The sequence below is a fragment of the Streptomyces sp. genome, from assembly GCF_036566765.1.
Taxonomy (GTDB): domain Bacteria; phylum Actinomycetota; class Actinomycetes; order Streptomycetales; family Streptomycetaceae; genus Streptomyces.
In genome coordinates, this window is record NZ_DATCVQ010000242.1 from 1 (window position 1) to 13,978 (window position 13,978).

A 13,978-nucleotide genomic window follows, 5' to 3' on the forward strand; every position below is an offset into this window, starting at 1 on the left:
GGCCGCGACCAGCGCGTCCAGCGCCTCCTGCGGGAACCGGCCCTCCTCGTCCACCGCCGCCGCGAACGGAGTGATCTTCGCCTCCGCGAGCGAACGGACCGTGTCCCGGAGCATGTCGTGCTCCTCCGACGGCCGGTACAGGTCGAAATCAGCAGAACCCGCCACGCGTACTCACTCCCACACTTGCTAACTACCGTTAAGTAACTCAAATGGTAGGGCGTGTCGGGGCGACGGGCCAGGGCCCGACTATGCTCGGGCAGGCATTCCGCCCGACGTCACTGGAGTCCCCGCATGGCCCTCAAGATCACTGTGATCGGCACCGGCTACCTCGGCGCCACCCACGCCGCGGCCATGGCGGAACTGGGCTTCGAGGTACTCGGCCTCGACGTCGTCCCCGAGAAGATCGAGATGCTGTCGTCGGGGCGGGTCCCGATGTACGAGCCCGGTCTGGAGGAGCTCCTCGCGAAGCACGTCGCGGGGATCGAGGGCTCGAGCGGCCGGCTGCGGTTCACCACGTCGTGGGAAGAGATCGGCGCGTTCGGCGACGTCCACTTCGTGTGCGTGAACACTCCGCAGAAGCACGGCGAGTACGCGTGCGACATGTCGTACGTCGACGCGGCCTTCGCCTCGCTCGCTCCGGTGCTGCGGTCCGGCGCGCTGGTCGTCGGCAAGTCGACGGTGCCGGTGGGATCGGCGGAGCGGCTGGCGGCGACGCTGCCCGAGGACGTCGAGCTGGCGTGGAACCCGGAGTTCCTGCGCGAGGGCTTCGCCGTGGACGACACGCTGCACCCGGACCGGGTCGTGGTCGGCGTGCGCAGCGAGCGCGCGGAGAAGCTGCTGCGCGAGGTGTATGCGGGACCGGTCGGGGAGGGGTCGCCGTTCGTGGTGACGGACTACCCGACGGCGGAGCTGGTGAAGACCGCGGCGAACTCGTTCCTCGCGACGAAGATCTCCTTCATCAACGCGATGGCGGAGGTCTGCGAGGCGGCGGGCGGCGATGTGGCGAAGCTCGCGGAGGCGATCGGCCACGACGAGCGGATCGGGTCGAAGTTCCTGCGGGCTGGGATCGGCTTCGGCGGCGGGTGCCTGCCGAAGGACATCCGCGCGTTCATGGCCCGGGCGGGCGAGCTGGGAGCGGACCAGGCGCTGACGTTCCTGCGCGAGATCGACTCGATCAACATGCGGCGGCGCGGCCAGATGGTCGAGATGGCGCGCGAGGCGGTGGGCGGCGGGTCGTTCCTGGGCAAGCGGGTGGCGGTGCTCGGCGCGACGTTCAAGCCGGACTCGGACGATGTCCGGGACTCGCCTGCGCTGAACGTGGCGGGCCAGATCCAGCTGCAGGGCGGCCAGGTCACGGTGTACGACCCGAAGGGCATCGAGAACGCGCGCCGGCTGTTCCCGACGCTGGCGTACGCGGAGTCGGCGCTGGAGGCGGTACGGGGCGCGGACGTGGTCCTGCACCTCACGGAGTGGCGAGAGTTCCGCGAGCTGTCCCCGGAGGAGCTGGGGGCGGTGGCGACGTCCCGGGTCATCCTGGACGGCCGCAACGCGCTGGACGGGGCGCGGTGGCGCGAGGCGGGCTGGCACTACCGCGCGATGGGCCGCCCGTCGGCCTGACGGCGACGTGGGGGCGGGGCTGGGCCCCGCTACCCCTGGGCTACCCCTGGCGGCTTCGGTACGCGCGCATCTTCGCCCTCGCCCCGCAGACCGACATCGAGCACCAGCGGCGGCGGCCTGCTGGGCTTCGGTCGGTGTAGGCCCAGTGGCAGTCGGCGGCTTCACAGGCCTTGAGTCTCGGCCAGGTGCCGTCGGCCGTTGTGGTGGCGATCGCTGAGGCCACCCGGGACAGCAGCGAGGCGTCGTCCTTCGCGGGGCGGAGGGTAGCTGCGCCCGTCGTCTCGTCCACTGCCACCACCAGTGGCGCGGCCGACAGCAGATCCGACAGGGGGCGGACCCGCTCGTGCGGGGGGTGGCCCGCGTGGGCCAGGCAGGCTGCTCGGAGGGATTCTCGGAGTTCCCTGGCCTGCTCAAGATCGGCCGCCCCCAGTGCGAAGTCCTTCGCCAGGCGGTCTTCCCCCGTGTCGATGCTCAGCGTGTTCACCAGGGATTCCAGCAGCGCCAGGTCATTCATGCTTGCGACGTTACCTCCTATGGGGGAGTATCAAGTAACCGTTACCGGTTGCCTCGCTCTAGGAGTAACCATGACTCTCGCGTCCCTCGGCACCGTCGTGCTCGACTGTCCCGACCCCGCCGCCCTCGCCGCCTTCTACGCAGGGCTCATCGGCGGCGAGCCCACCCCCGACGGCGACGACTGGGTCGCGCTCAAGGGGACCCAGCTCGCCTTCCAGGCCGCGCCGGGGCACGTACCGCCGCAGTGGCCCTCCCCGGCCGCCTCCCAGCAGATGCACCTCGACCTCACCGTCGAGGACCTCGACGTCGCCGAGGCGAAGGCGCTGGACCTCGGCGCCAAGCCGCTCGACGCCGAGGACCGCAGCCGTACCTGGCGGGTCTACGCCGACCCTGCCGGCCACCCCTTCTGCCTCTGCGCCTGCTGACGGTCGCGGTTCCGCTCCGCGCGCGCCACGAACTCCGTCTCCCGGATCACCCTCGCCGCGTTGCCCCAGGTCAGCGCGGCCAGGTCGGGCTCCGACCAGTCGCGGTGGAACAGTTCGGCGATCAGCTCGGGGTAGCAGGACGCGTCCTCCAGGCCCTGCGTGCACGGCAGCGACGCCTCCCGGCCGAACATCCCGGACAGGCCCACCGCCTCCGGCCCGGCCACCTCTCGGACGTGGTCCAGATGGTCCGCCACGTCCCGTACGGTCGCGGCCGCGCCGCCCCGGGCGACCTGGTCCGGGGCGAACCCGACCAGGCACACGCCGCCGTTCGGGGGCAACAGCGCCAGGACCTCGTCCGGCACGTTCGCCGGGTGGTCCGTCAGCGCCCGCGCGCCCGAGTGCGTGAACAGGACGGGCGCCCTCGTCACCGCCAGGACCCGACGTGCGGTGTCCGCGCCGCAGCCGGCGAGGTCGACGAGTACGCCCAGTCGGTTCATCTCGCGGACCACGTCCTGGCCGAACGCGCTCAGCCCGTCCTCCCCCCGCGTCCAGCCCGCCCCGGCCAGCCCCGCCGCGCGCACGCCGAGCGCGTGGTACGCCCGCAGGGTGCCGAGCGAGTCGCCGAGCGCCGGACCCGAGACCGGGCCGAGCAGCGACCCGATCCGGCCGCGGTTGCGCGCCTCGGCCAGGTCGCCGGCGCTGAGCGCGAGCCGCAGCTCATCGGGGCAGTCGTCGATCAGCGCGCGAATCGCGTCGAGTTGACGGAGCGTCTCCGTGACCGCGCCGTCGTCGTCCGACCCGGCGGCCGGGTGCAGCGCCCAGAACTGCGCGCCCACTCCGCCGGCCTTGATCCGGGGGAGGTCCGCGTCGAGCGCGCTCTCGCCGCGCTCGACGTCGTGCGCCCGGGGCCCCGCATAGGAGCGGGCCAGGGTGTTGAAGCCGTCCAGGACCGGGTGCCGCGCCAGCAGCGCGAGCGCCCGCTCGTACGCGTCCAGTTCGCGATCGAAGAGATCGACGACCGCGTCCGTTTCCGCGTCCGTTTCCGCGTCCGCGGGCGGCTCTCGGTCTCGCTCGCCCACCGCGGAGGAGGCAGATGAGGAGGCGGATGTCGTTATGGATCGGGTGAGGGGGTCGGGATGATCGTCGTGCAGATCTGCCATGGGGTACTCCGAAACTCGGTGAGGCAGTACCGCCCACCGTGTCACCGCACCCCACCCCCCGCCCGGTGGACTAGTGCGTTCGGGGTACCCCGTCCAGCTCCGCGAGCGTCGCGTTCGACGGGCCGCGGCGGGCGCTCAGGTCGCGCGCCACCGACTCCGCGTCCCGCAGCACCCGGACCGCGTTCGACCAGGTCAGCTTCGCCAGATCGGCCTGCGACCAGCCACGGCCCAGGAGTTCGGCGATCAGGTTCGGGTACCCGGCGACGTCGTCCAGGCCGCTCGGGGTGAACGCCGTGCCGTCGAAGTCGCCGCCGATGCCGATGTGGTCGACACCCGCCGCCTCGCGCATGTGGTCGAGGTGGTCGGCGACCGTCGCCACCGTGGCCACCGGGCGGGGGCGGGACTCCTCGAAGGCCGCGTGGAGCTTCATCGCCTCCGACGTGGTGTCGAGGTGGTGCAGGCCGTGCGCCCGCAGGTTCTCGTCCGCCGCGGCCGTCCACTCCATCGCCGCCGGCAGCACGAACTTGGGGACGAACGTGGCCATCGCCACTCCCCCGTTGCCCGGCAGCGCCTCCAGCACGTCGTCCGGGATGTTCCGCGGGTGGTCGCAGACCGCGCGGGCCGAGGAGTGCGAGAAGAGCACCGGCGCCTCGGTCGTCGCCAGCGCGTCCCGCATCGTCGTCGCGGCCACGTGCGAGAGGTCGACCAGCATGCCGAGCCGGTTCATCTCGCGGACGACCTCGCGGCCGAAGGCCGACAGACCACCGACGCCCGGGACGTCCGTCGCCGAGTCCGCCCACGCGATGTTGTCGTTGTGAGTGAGCGTCATGTACCGCACGCCCAGCGCGTACAACGCCCGCAGCGTGGCGAGGGAGTCGTTGATCGAGTGACCGCCCTCCGCGCCCTTCAGCGAGGCGATCCGGCCGACGGCCCGCGCCGCCTCCATCTGGTCGGCGGTCAGCGCCGGCGCGAGGTCGGCGGCGTACCGGACGAGGAGCTGGTCGACGACGTCGATCTGCTCGAGCGTCGCGCTCACCGCGTCGTCGCCGGCCAGGTCGGAGCGTACGTACACCGACCAGAACTGCGCCCCGACGCCGCCGGCCCTCAGCCGGCGGAGGTCGGTGTGGAGCCGGCCGGCCTGGTCCTGCGCGATGTCGAGCCGGTCCAGGTCGTAGCGGACGTGCTCGCGCAGCGCCCAAGGGAGGTCGTTGTGGCCGTCCACCACGGGGTGCGCGGCCAGGAAGGCCCGCGCCTCGTCCAAGAACGCCGCCGCCCGCACGTCCGCCGCCGTCACTTCGCGAAGCCGAACTGCGCCGAGCCCTCGACCTTGGCGCGCAGCCGCTTGCCCTTCTCCGTCGCCTGGTCGTTCAGCTCCTGCTGGAACTCCCGCATCCGGGCCAGCAGGTCCGCGTCGTGCGTGGCGAGGATCCGGGCCGCGAGCAGGCCCGCGTTGCGCGCGCCGCCGACCGAGACCGTGGCCACCGGCACGCCGGCCGGCATCTGCACGATGGAGAGCAGCGAGTCCATGCCGTCGAGGTACTTCAGCGGCACCGGGACGCCGATCACCGGGAGCGGCGTGACGGAGGCGAGCATGCCCGGCAGGTGGGCGGCGCCGCCGGCGCCCGCGATGATCGCCTTCAGGCCGCGGCCGGCGGCCTCCTCGCCGTACGCGACCATCTCGCGCGGCATGCGGTGGGCGGAGACGACGTCGACCTCGTACGGGATCTCGAACTCGTCCAGGGCCTGCGCGGCGGCCTCCATGACGGGCCAGTCGGAGTCCGACCCCATGACGATGCCAATGAGCGGATTACTCAACGATCGTTCCTCGCAGATAGCCGGCGGCGTGACGCGCGCGCTCCAGCACGTCGTCCAGGTCGTCGCCGTAGGTGTTGACGTGCCCCACCTTGCGGCCGGGCTTCACGTCCTTGCCATACATATGGATCTTGAGCTGCGGGTCCCGGGCCATGCAGTGCAGGTAGGCCGCGTACATGTCCGGGTAGTCACCGCCCAGAACATTGCACATGACCGTCCATGCGGCACGCGGGCGCGGGTCGCCCAGCGGCAGGTCGAGCACGGCCCGGACATGGTTGGCGAACTGCGAGGTGACCGCGCCGTCCTGGGTCCAGTGGCCGGAGTTGTGCGGGCGCATGGCCAGCTCGTTGACGAGGATCCGGCGCGTGCCGTCGGCATCGACGGCCTCGAACAGCTCGACCGCGAGGTGGCCGACGACGCCGAGCTCCTTGCCGATCCGCAGCGCCAGCTCCTGCGCCTGGCCGGCCAGCTCGGGCGAGAGACCGGGGGCGGGCGCGATGACCGTGTCGCAGACTCCGTCGACCTGCTGGGACTCGACGACCGGGTAGGCGACCGCCTGGCCGTGCGGCGAGCGGACGATGTTGGCCGCCAGCTCCCGGACGTACTCGACCTTCTCCTCGGCGAGGACCGCGACGCCCGCCAGGAACGGGTCGCGGGCGTCCTCCTCGGAGCGCACGAACCACACCCCCTTGCCGTCGTACCCGCCGCGCACGGTCTTCAGGATGATCGGGAAGCCTCCGACCTCGGCGGCGAAGGCCGCCGCGTCGGCCGGGTCCGCCACGATGCGATGGCGCGGGCTGGGCGCGCCGATGGCGTCGAGCCGGGCGCGCATCACCCCCTTGTCCTGGGCGTGCACCAGCGCGTCGAGCCCTGGCCGGATGGTGATGCCATCCGCTTCCAGGGCCCGCAGGTGTTCGGCGGGCACATGCTCGTGATCGAAGGTGATCACGTCGCAGCCGCGCGCGAAGTCACGCAGCGTGTCCAGGTCGCGATAGTCGCCGATGACGACCTCGCTGACCACCTGGGCCGCCGAGTCCTGGGGGGTGTCACTGAGGAGCTTGAACTTGATGCCGAGGGGGATGCCTGCCTCGTGTGTCATACGAGCAAGCTGTCCGCCGCCGACCATGCCGACTACCGGGAACGTCACCCTCTTAGGGTATCCGCCGATCCGGGGAGCCTCGTCAGCCTGTGCTTTGCGACAGCCCAGGGGGGTGATTGGGGCGTCCGGGGGCGGTCACCCGGGCGGCTCGTTAGCATGGCTGGGTTGACGAAACCGATCGGACGGGGCTGAGCAATCACCATGAGTGAACGAAGCGCACTGCGGGTGCGGCTCGACCGGCTCACCCGTGAGTTCGCGAAGTTCGGAGCGGTGGGCGGGATCGGGCTCCTTGTGGACCTCGGTGTCTTCAACCTCGTGCGCCAGGTCACGGATCTGCCCGTCGTCCGGGCGAGCGTGATCGCCACGGTCGTCGCGATCGGCTTCAACTACGTGGGCTTCCGGTACTTCACGTACCGCGACCGCGACAAGAGCCGGCGGACCCGGGAGATGACGCTGTTCTTCGTGTTCAGCGCGCTCGGTCTGGTGATCCAGAACGGTCTGCTGTACGCGGCGACGTACGGCCTCGGCTGGGACACCCCGCTGCAGAGCAACGTCTTCAAGTTCCTCGGGATCGGCGTCGCGACGCTGTTCCGCTTCTGGTCGTACCGGACGTGGGTCTTCCGCGCCCTGCCGGAGGACATGCCGGAGGGGGCCGCCGAGGAGGCGGTCCGCGAGGCCGTGCAGACGGCCGAATCGTTCCTGGAGAAGACCCCGAAGCAGGCGGCACGGCCGCAGCCGGACCGCGTGGGCTGACGCCCAACCCCGTACGCCCGTCCCGTACGCCCGGTCCGCTCCGCTAGCGGACCGGGCGTTCGCGTTCCTCCGACCGGCCCCGGACCTCGCGGCCCAGGAAGAGGGCGAAGACCGGCGGGTGCTGCTGCAGCAGCTCCAGACGGCCGCCGTCGGCCTCCGCGAGGTCGCGGGCGACGGCCAGGCCGATGCCGGTGGAGCTGCGGCCGCTGACCGCCCGCTCGAAGATCCGCGCGCCGAGGTCGGCAGGGACGCCGGGGCCCTCGTCGGTGACCTCGATCACGGACTGGTTGCCGGTGACCCGGGTGCGCAGGGCGACGGTGCCGCCGCCGTGCATGAGCGAGTTCTCGATCAGCGCGGCGAGGACCTGGGCGACCGCGCCCGGGGTGCCGACGGCGCGCATGCCCTGCTTGCCGGAGTGCACGATGGCCCGGCCGGCGCTGCGGTAGGCGGGGCGCCATTCCTCGATCTGCTGCTTGACGACCTCGTCCAGGTCGAAGGCGACGGCGGAGCCGGTGCGCGGGTCGCGCGAGTTGGTCAGCAGCCTTTGGACGACGTCGGTGAGCCGCTCGACCTGAGTGAGCGCGATCGTCGCCTCCTCCTTGACGGTGTCGAGGTCGTCGGCGAGCGCCACCTCCTCCAGCCGCATGGACAGCGCGGTGAGCGGGGTGCGCAGCTGGTGCGAGGCGTCCGCGGCCAGCCGGCGCTCGGCGGTGAGCATCCGGGCGATCCGCTCGGCGGAGGAGTCCAGGACGTCGGCGACCCGGTCGAGCTCGGGCACGCCGTACCGCTTGTGGCGCGGGCGCGGGTCGCCGGAGCCGAGCCGCTCGGCGGTCTCGGCGAGGTCGGTGAGCGGTGAGGCGAGCCGGTTGGCCTGGCGTACCGCGAGCAGCACGGCGGCGATCACCGCGAGCAGGGCGACGGCGCAGATGATCAGCAGGGTGCGGCCGACCTCGGAGGTGATGGTGGAGCGGGACTCCTCGACGGTGACGGTCTCGCCGCGCTCCCCCGTCGCGGCGCCGCGGATGACGCTGCCCTCGGGCTTCTCGCCGATCTCGATGGGCGCGCGGCCGGGGATCTCGATCAGCGCGTACCGCTTGGCGCCGCTCTGCTCGGCGAGGATGTCCGGGTTGACCGGCTCCCCGCCGAAGAGCCGGCTGTCGACGATGGAGACCAGCCGCAGCGCCTCGGAGTCCACGCTGGCCTGGGCGCTGGAGGAGACGGTGCGGGTCTCGACGATCACCAGCGAGACCCCGAAGACGGCGATGACGACGAGCACCACGGCCAGCGTGGAGTTGATCAGCCTGCGGCGCACGGCGGGTGGGTCCTAGCTCTTTTCGAAGCGGAAGCCGACGCCGCGGACGGTGGCGATGTAGCGGGGGTTGGCCGCGTCGTCGCCGAGCTTCTTGCGGAGCCAGGAGATGTGCATGTCGAGGGTCTTGGTGGAGGACCACCAGGTGGTGTCCCAGACCTCGCGCATGAGCTGGTCGCGGGTGACGACCCGGCCGGCGTCGCGCACCAGGACGCGCAGCAGGTCGAACTCCTTGGCGGTGAGCTGGAGCTCCTCGTCGCCCATCCAGGCGCGGTGCGACTCGACGTCGATGCGGACGCCGTGGGTGGCGGGCGCGACGACGGGCTCGGTGGCGCCGCGCCGGAGCAGGGCCCGGACCCGGGCCAGCAGCTCGGCGAGCCGGAAGGGCTTGGTGACGTAGTCGTCGGCGCCGGCGTCGAGTCCGACGACGGTGTCGACCTCGTCGGCGCGGGCGGTCAGCACCAGGATCGGGACCGTGTGGCCCTCGGAGCGGAGCCGGCGGGCGACCTCCAGGCCGTCCATGCCGGGCAGGCCCAGGTCGAGTACGACCAGGTCGACGCCGCCCTGGAGTCCGGCGTCGAGGGCGGTCGGCCCGTCCTCGCGCACCTCGACCTCGTACCCCTCTCTCCGCAGGGCGCGCGCCAGCGGTTCCGAGATGGATGCGTCGTCCTCGGCGAGCAGTACACGGGTCATGGGGTGATGGTAGTCCGCGGGCGTGCGGCCTCGGAGGGAGACCGGAGCGAGACCGGGGCGGGAACCGAGCGGGAGATGAGCTGGACCTGAGCGGGACCTCAGCCGGATCCGACGCGCCTGCGAGTCAGGGTGCGCAACCTGATCATGACCTTCGAATGTCGCCTGTTGGTTCCTTCGTCACCTGTGATCCATGTCTCAAGTCCTTCCATATCCGGCGCTGTCGTGTCGTAAGGTGGCGAGACGTCTGTACCACTGACGACGGGACCTTTGGTGGAATTCCTCGCCAAGGGTCTCTTTCCTGCGCAAGGCCGGCACTGCCGGCCCTTGGTGGAATCCCCCCGCCGGGCGCACCCGCTCACAAGGCGCGCGTCCCGAAAAGCAAGGATCGACCCCATGGCGTCCAGCCTGACGAAGGCGTCTACCGGAACCCCGAGTTCCGAGAAGACCTTCTTCGGCCACCCCCGCGGCCTGGCCACCCTGTTCATGACCGAGATGTGGGAGCGCTTCTCCTACTACGGCATGCGCGCCCTTCTGGTCCTCTACCTGGTCTCGGGCGGCGCCGACGCCGCGACGGGCAGCCAGGGCGGCGGCCTCGCGATGACGATGGCCACGGCCACGGCGATCTACTCCGTGTACGTCGCGATGGTCTACCTGATGGCCATGCCCGGCGGCTGGTTCGGAGACCGTGTCTGGGGCGCCCGCAAGACGGTGACCATCGCCGGCTTCGTGATCATGGCGGGCCACCTCGCGCTCGCGCTCCCCGGCCAGGCGATGTTCTTCGTGGGTCTGGCGCTGGTCGCGGCCGGCTCCGGTCTGCTGAAGGCCAACATCTCCACGATGGTCGGCCACCTCTACGACGGTCCGGACGACTCGCGCCGTGACGGCGGCTTCACGCTGTTCTACATCGGCATCAACCTCGGTGCGTTCGTGGCTCCCTTCGTCATCGGCACCGTCGGCGAGAAGCACAACTGGCACCTCGGCTTCGCGCTCGCCGCGGTCGGCATGGGTCTGGGTCTGGCCCAGTTCCTCATCGGCACCCGCCACCTGAGCGCCAAGAGCGACGTCGTCCCGAACCCGCTCAGCGCCGAGGAGCGCAAGAGCATCCTGGTGAAGGTCGTCGGCATCGTCGCCGTCGTCGCCGCCTTCTACGGCGTCGTCATCGCCCTGGGCGCGTACACCCTGAACTGGGCGCTCGTCCCGATCACCCTGGCCGGCCTGATCATCCCGGTCGCCGTCCTGGCCCGCATCAAGCGCGACAAGGACCTGTCGACGACCGAGCAGTCGAAGATGAACGGCTACATCTGGTTCTTCGTCGCCGCCGCCGTCTTCTGGATGATCTACGACCAGGGCGGCTCGACCCTGTCGCTGTTCGCGGACGGCAAGACCGCCGACACCGTGTTCGGCCTCGGCTTCCCGGCCACCTGGTACCAGTCGCTGAACCCGCTGTTCGTGATGGCGCTCGCGCCGGTCTTCGCGTGGCTGTGGCTGTGGCTGTCCCGCAAGAACCAGGAGCCGAACACCATCGTGAAGTTCGCGATGGGCCTGGTTCTGATCGGCGCGTCCTTCTTCGTCTTCGTCGTCCCGATGAACATGGCGGGCGACGGCACCAAGGTCTCGCCGATGTGGCTCGTCTCGATCTACATGATCCAGACCATCGGCGAGCTGTGCCTTTCTCCGGTCGGCCTCTCCGTCACCACGAAGATGGCGCCGCGGAAGTACGCCTCCCAGATGATGGGCGTCTGGTTCCTCGCCGTCACCGCGGGCGACTGCACCACCGGTCTGCTCTCGCTGGCCGGAGTGGACCTCAACGGCGGCGGAATCATCGCCATGGAGGCGGCGCTCGCCGTCGTCGCCGGATTCGCGGTCTACATGTACCGCAAGAAGGTCCAGTCGATGATGGGCGACGTCCACTGACGTCCTTCCCCCGTACGTCCGGAGGGCCGCCGCACCGTTGTCGGTGCGGCGGCCCTCCGCCGTTTCCGGGCTGCCGCCGGGTGCGCCACCCGATGCGTCACCCGCTGCGTCACCTGCGCAGGCGGGCCCACGGGGTGAAGGTGAACACAGCGCCGCCGAGCAGGATCACCGTGCCGGCGACCAGGGCGAGCGCACGCAGCGCGCCCTCGTCCTCCGCGCCGGTGTCGGCGAGCCCGCCGCCCGAGCCTCCCGAGCCGGAGCCGCCGCCGGCCGTCGCGTCGCCGCCGCCGGACGCGCCGCCGGACTGCGCGGTCGTGTCCAGCTCCAGGGACGCCTGGACGGAGCCCTTGACCTGGCAGGGGATCACGATCGGCGAGCCGCCGAGCGAGACGTTGATGGTCAGCGTGCCGGGGCTGAGCGTGGACTTGCCGGTCGCGCCCGGCTTGTACGTCCCCGTCATGTCCGGCAGGTCGACCGGCTTGCCCTGCTCCAGCGGGGCGGAGTTCGCCGGGCCCTCGACCTTCACGGTGCCGCTGTCCGCGCCGCCGAGCTTGACCGCCATCGACGGCTTCAGGGCGCCGGCCGGGAGCGGGGCGGGGCTGTTCATGACGCCCTTGGCGGTCTTGACCGTGAGGGCATAGCTGCCGCCGCTCTTCTTGGCGTTGATCGTCACCTTGGAGGTGATGTTCGCCGGCCCCGGGGACTGGCAGGCGAACTGGACCGCCACCTCCTTGCCGGTGAAGTCGGTCTGCCCGCCGCCACCGCCGGACGCGGTCCCGCCGGACGTGCTCGTGGACCCGCCGGCCGAGGCGCTGCCGCCGGAGGTGCTGGTCGAGCCGCCGCCGGAGGCGCTCGTACCGCCGCCGGAGGTGCTGGAGCCGCCGGACGACGTGGTCGAGCCGCCGGACGACGACCCTGCTCCGTCCGTCACCTTGATCGTGGCGCCGACCGCGACGGTCTCCTTCGGGGAGCACTTGGTGTCCGTCGACATCGGCTTCGAGACGTTGATGTTGTACTTGTCCGGCGTCAGCGTGATCTCGCCGGCCTTCTCCAGCTTCAGCTTCCCCTTCATGTCCGACAGGACCATCGGGCTGTTCTTCTTGATCGGCGGGTTCTGCCGCGGCCCCTCCATGTTCAGGGTTCCGCTCGCCGCGCCGCCGACCTTGATCACGCCGGTCGGCTTGACCGTGTCTTTCTCCAGGTCGAGGACGTCGGGGTTCTTGGAGGCGGCCTCGACCGTCTTCCACACCACCTCGACCTCGTCACCCACCTTGGCCTCGGCCGGGGCCGTGATCTGCACCTTCGTCGTGCCCTGCACCGGCGGCATGCCGGAGATGGCCGGCGGGATGCACTCGGTCTTGAACGAGACCTCGGCGGCCTGGGCGGGGGCGGCGGTCAGCAGGATCCCCGCGCCGCCGAGCATCAGCGCGACTCCGGCCGCGCTCACCCTCCGTTGCGTGCTCACGAATGTCCTCTCGTCGTGGGTCGGTTCTCTGACGGTGCGGAGTCCGGGGTGAACCACGGCAGGACCGTGGTGTCGGCGGCGTCGGCCGAAGGGCCGGCGGCCGCGGTCGTGGGGGGCGTCGTGCGGCCGCGCACGGGCCGGGTCCGGTGGCGGGCGGCCGGCCCCGGGCGCACCCGGTCCACCACCGCCATGCCGATCCGGAACAGCGCGGCCGGGACGACCACGGCGAGCAGCACCCAGAAGACGACCACGCCCCACGGGCGGCCGACCCCCCAGGGCTGCTCGACCAGCGTCTTGTCGCCGTACTTCACGGTGACCCGGTAGTCGCCGTACGCGCCGGCCGTCAGCTCGACGGGCAGCCTGACCAGCGCCTTGCGGCCCGGCTCGACCGTGCCGCGCCACTGCCGTTCCTCGTACTGCGGCGCGAACACGCCGTGGCTGGTGCCGACCTGGAAGACGGGGTCCTTCACCGGGCCCGAGCCGAGGTTGCCGACGGTGAAGGCGATCTGGCGCTGCGCGGGCGCGCCGAACCAGACGAGGACGCCGCTCGATCCTTCGAGCCGTACGGAGGCGAGGACGGCGAGCCGGCCGCCGCCGGTCTGCGCGGGCAGCGGGGCGGTGGGGTGTCCGGCGACCGTGAACGCGGCGTCCACGGCGGCCTGTTCGCCGCCGGTCACGACGGCGACGTGCACGACGCAGGGGCAGGGCGTGGGCGGTTCGGCCACCGGCATCTTCTTGCTGAAGGCCCCCGAGGCGTCGGCGGTGGCGGCCCGGCCGTCGGTGTTGGCGCAGGAGTTGGTGCCGCCGATCAGGCCCTTCTCGGGCGTCGACTGGCCGCAGATCAGCAGCATCAGCAGCGCGCCGGGCCGCCAGCCGGTTCCGCTGACGGTGATCTCGCCGCCCTTGCCCGCCTCCTGCTTCGAGAGCGTCACCTTCGGCTCGGCCGCGGCGGGCGCGGCCGCCGCCGTGGTCGCGGGCAGGGCGCACAGGGCGAGCGCGGCCAGGGCGAGCAGGAGCGCCCCGAGCCGGTGCGTACGCGTCGTCGTCATCGTTCCGCTCCCGCCGCCGACGGTTCTGACAGGTGCTCCTCGTAAGGTGGTTCGTCCGGTCCGGGGGGTGTGCGGCGATGTCGCCCGCGCAGCGCGTACGCGGCCGTGGCCGCCGACGCGAGCAGGGCGGCGGCGAGCGTCGCGAGGGCCCCGGCGGAGGCGAACCGGG

Annotated in this window: 14 protein-coding genes; 4 read left to right on the plus strand and 10 right to left on the minus strand. The window is 71.6% G+C overall.

The window, feature by feature from the left end; genetic code table 11:
• Positions 1–165, minus strand: a 165-nt coding sequence (locus VIU94_RS13785) for an acyl-CoA dehydrogenase family protein (RefSeq protein WP_331911198.1), incomplete at its 3' end; no start/stop codon positions are given.
• Positions 166–291: 126 nt separating this feature from the next.
• Between VIU94_RS13785 and VIU94_RS13790 the strand changes: the two genes are divergently transcribed.
• Positions 292–1,617, plus strand: coding sequence for a UDP-glucose dehydrogenase family protein (locus VIU94_RS13790; RefSeq protein ID WP_331911176.1), 1,326 nt, complete (start codon positions 292–294; stop codon positions 1,615–1,617).
• A gap of 40 nt (positions 1,618–1,657) precedes the next feature.
• On the opposite strand, the gene VIU94_RS13795 is transcribed toward VIU94_RS13790, so the two are convergent.
• Positions 1,658–2,131, minus strand: a complete 474-nt coding sequence (locus tag VIU94_RS13795; RefSeq protein WP_331911178.1) for a CGNR zinc finger domain-containing protein — start codon at positions 2,129–2,131, stop codon at positions 1,658–1,660.
• Positions 2,132–2,201: 70 nt separating this feature from the next.
• Between VIU94_RS13795 and VIU94_RS13800 the strand changes: the two genes are divergently transcribed.
• Entirely contained in the window at positions 2,202–2,555 is a 354-nt protein-coding gene (locus VIU94_RS13800; protein WP_331911180.1) for a VOC family protein, read from the plus strand.
• Here the strand turns inward: VIU94_RS13800 and VIU94_RS13805 are convergent.
• The 4 genes from VIU94_RS13805 to VIU94_RS13820 all read right to left on the minus strand — a co-directional run bounded on the left by VIU94_RS13805 (position 2,510) and on the right by VIU94_RS13820 (position 6,674).
• Positions 2,510–3,715: a dipeptidase gene (locus VIU94_RS13805; RefSeq protein ID WP_331911182.1), complete on the minus strand. Its 1,206-nt coding sequence runs from the start codon at positions 3,713–3,715 to the stop codon at positions 2,510–2,512. The two genes, VIU94_RS13800 and VIU94_RS13805, sit on opposite strands and share 46 nt — an antisense overlap.
• Positions 3,716–3,785: 70 nt before the next feature.
• Positions 3,786–5,009, minus strand: a complete 1,224-nt coding sequence (locus VIU94_RS13810) for a dipeptidase (protein WP_331911184.1) — start codon at positions 5,007–5,009, stop codon at positions 3,786–3,788.
• Positions 5,006–5,503 carry a 5-(carboxyamino)imidazole ribonucleotide mutase gene (purE, locus tag VIU94_RS13815; RefSeq protein WP_331911200.1) on the minus strand — a complete coding sequence of 166 codons (498 nt, stop codon included), beginning with the start codon at positions 5,501–5,503 and terminating at the stop codon, positions 5,006–5,008. Before purE ends, VIU94_RS13810 begins: the two co-directional genes overlap by 4 nt.
• 19 nt (positions 5,504–5,522) lie before the next feature.
• Entirely contained in the window at positions 5,523–6,674 is a 1,152-nt protein-coding gene (locus tag VIU94_RS13820) for a 5-(carboxyamino)imidazole ribonucleotide synthase (protein ID WP_331911186.1), read from the minus strand.
• 153 nt (positions 6,675–6,827) lie between these two features.
• Here VIU94_RS13820 and VIU94_RS13825 point away from each other — a divergent pair, with 153 nt between their 5' ends.
• Positions 6,828–7,379, plus strand: coding sequence for a GtrA family protein (locus VIU94_RS13825; protein ID WP_331911188.1), 552 nt, complete (start codon positions 6,828–6,830; stop codon positions 7,377–7,379).
• 43 nt (positions 7,380–7,422) lie between these two features.
• Here the strand turns inward: VIU94_RS13825 and VIU94_RS13830 are convergent, their stop codons facing one another.
• Entirely contained in the window at positions 7,423–8,691 is a 1,269-nt protein-coding gene (locus VIU94_RS13830) for a sensor histidine kinase (protein ID WP_331911190.1), read from the minus strand.
• Positions 8,692–8,703: 12 nt separating this feature from the next.
• The gene (locus VIU94_RS13835; protein ID WP_331911192.1) at positions 8,704–9,381 is read right to left on the minus strand and encodes a response regulator transcription factor; all 678 of its coding nucleotides are present in this window, start codon (positions 9,379–9,381) and stop codon (positions 8,704–8,706) included.
• A gap of 393 nt (positions 9,382–9,774) precedes the next feature.
• On the opposite strand from VIU94_RS13835, the gene VIU94_RS13840 reads away from it, so the two are divergent.
• Positions 9,775–11,295 (plus strand): peptide MFS transporter, encoded by a 1,521-nt coding sequence (locus VIU94_RS13840; RefSeq protein WP_331911194.1) that lies wholly within the window; start codon positions 9,775–9,777, stop codon positions 11,293–11,295.
• Between the two features lie 109 nt (positions 11,296–11,404).
• Here VIU94_RS13840 and VIU94_RS13845 read toward each other — a convergent pair whose 3' ends face one another.
• Positions 11,405–12,742 (minus strand): hypothetical protein, encoded by a 1,338-nt coding sequence (locus tag VIU94_RS13845; protein WP_331911202.1) that lies wholly within the window; start codon positions 12,740–12,742, stop codon positions 11,405–11,407.
• 14 nt (positions 12,743–12,756) lie between these two features.
• Entirely contained in the window at positions 12,757–13,809 is a 1,053-nt protein-coding gene (locus VIU94_RS13850) for a hypothetical protein (RefSeq protein ID WP_331911196.1), read from the minus strand.
• Positions 13,810–13,978 lie beyond the last annotated feature (169 nt).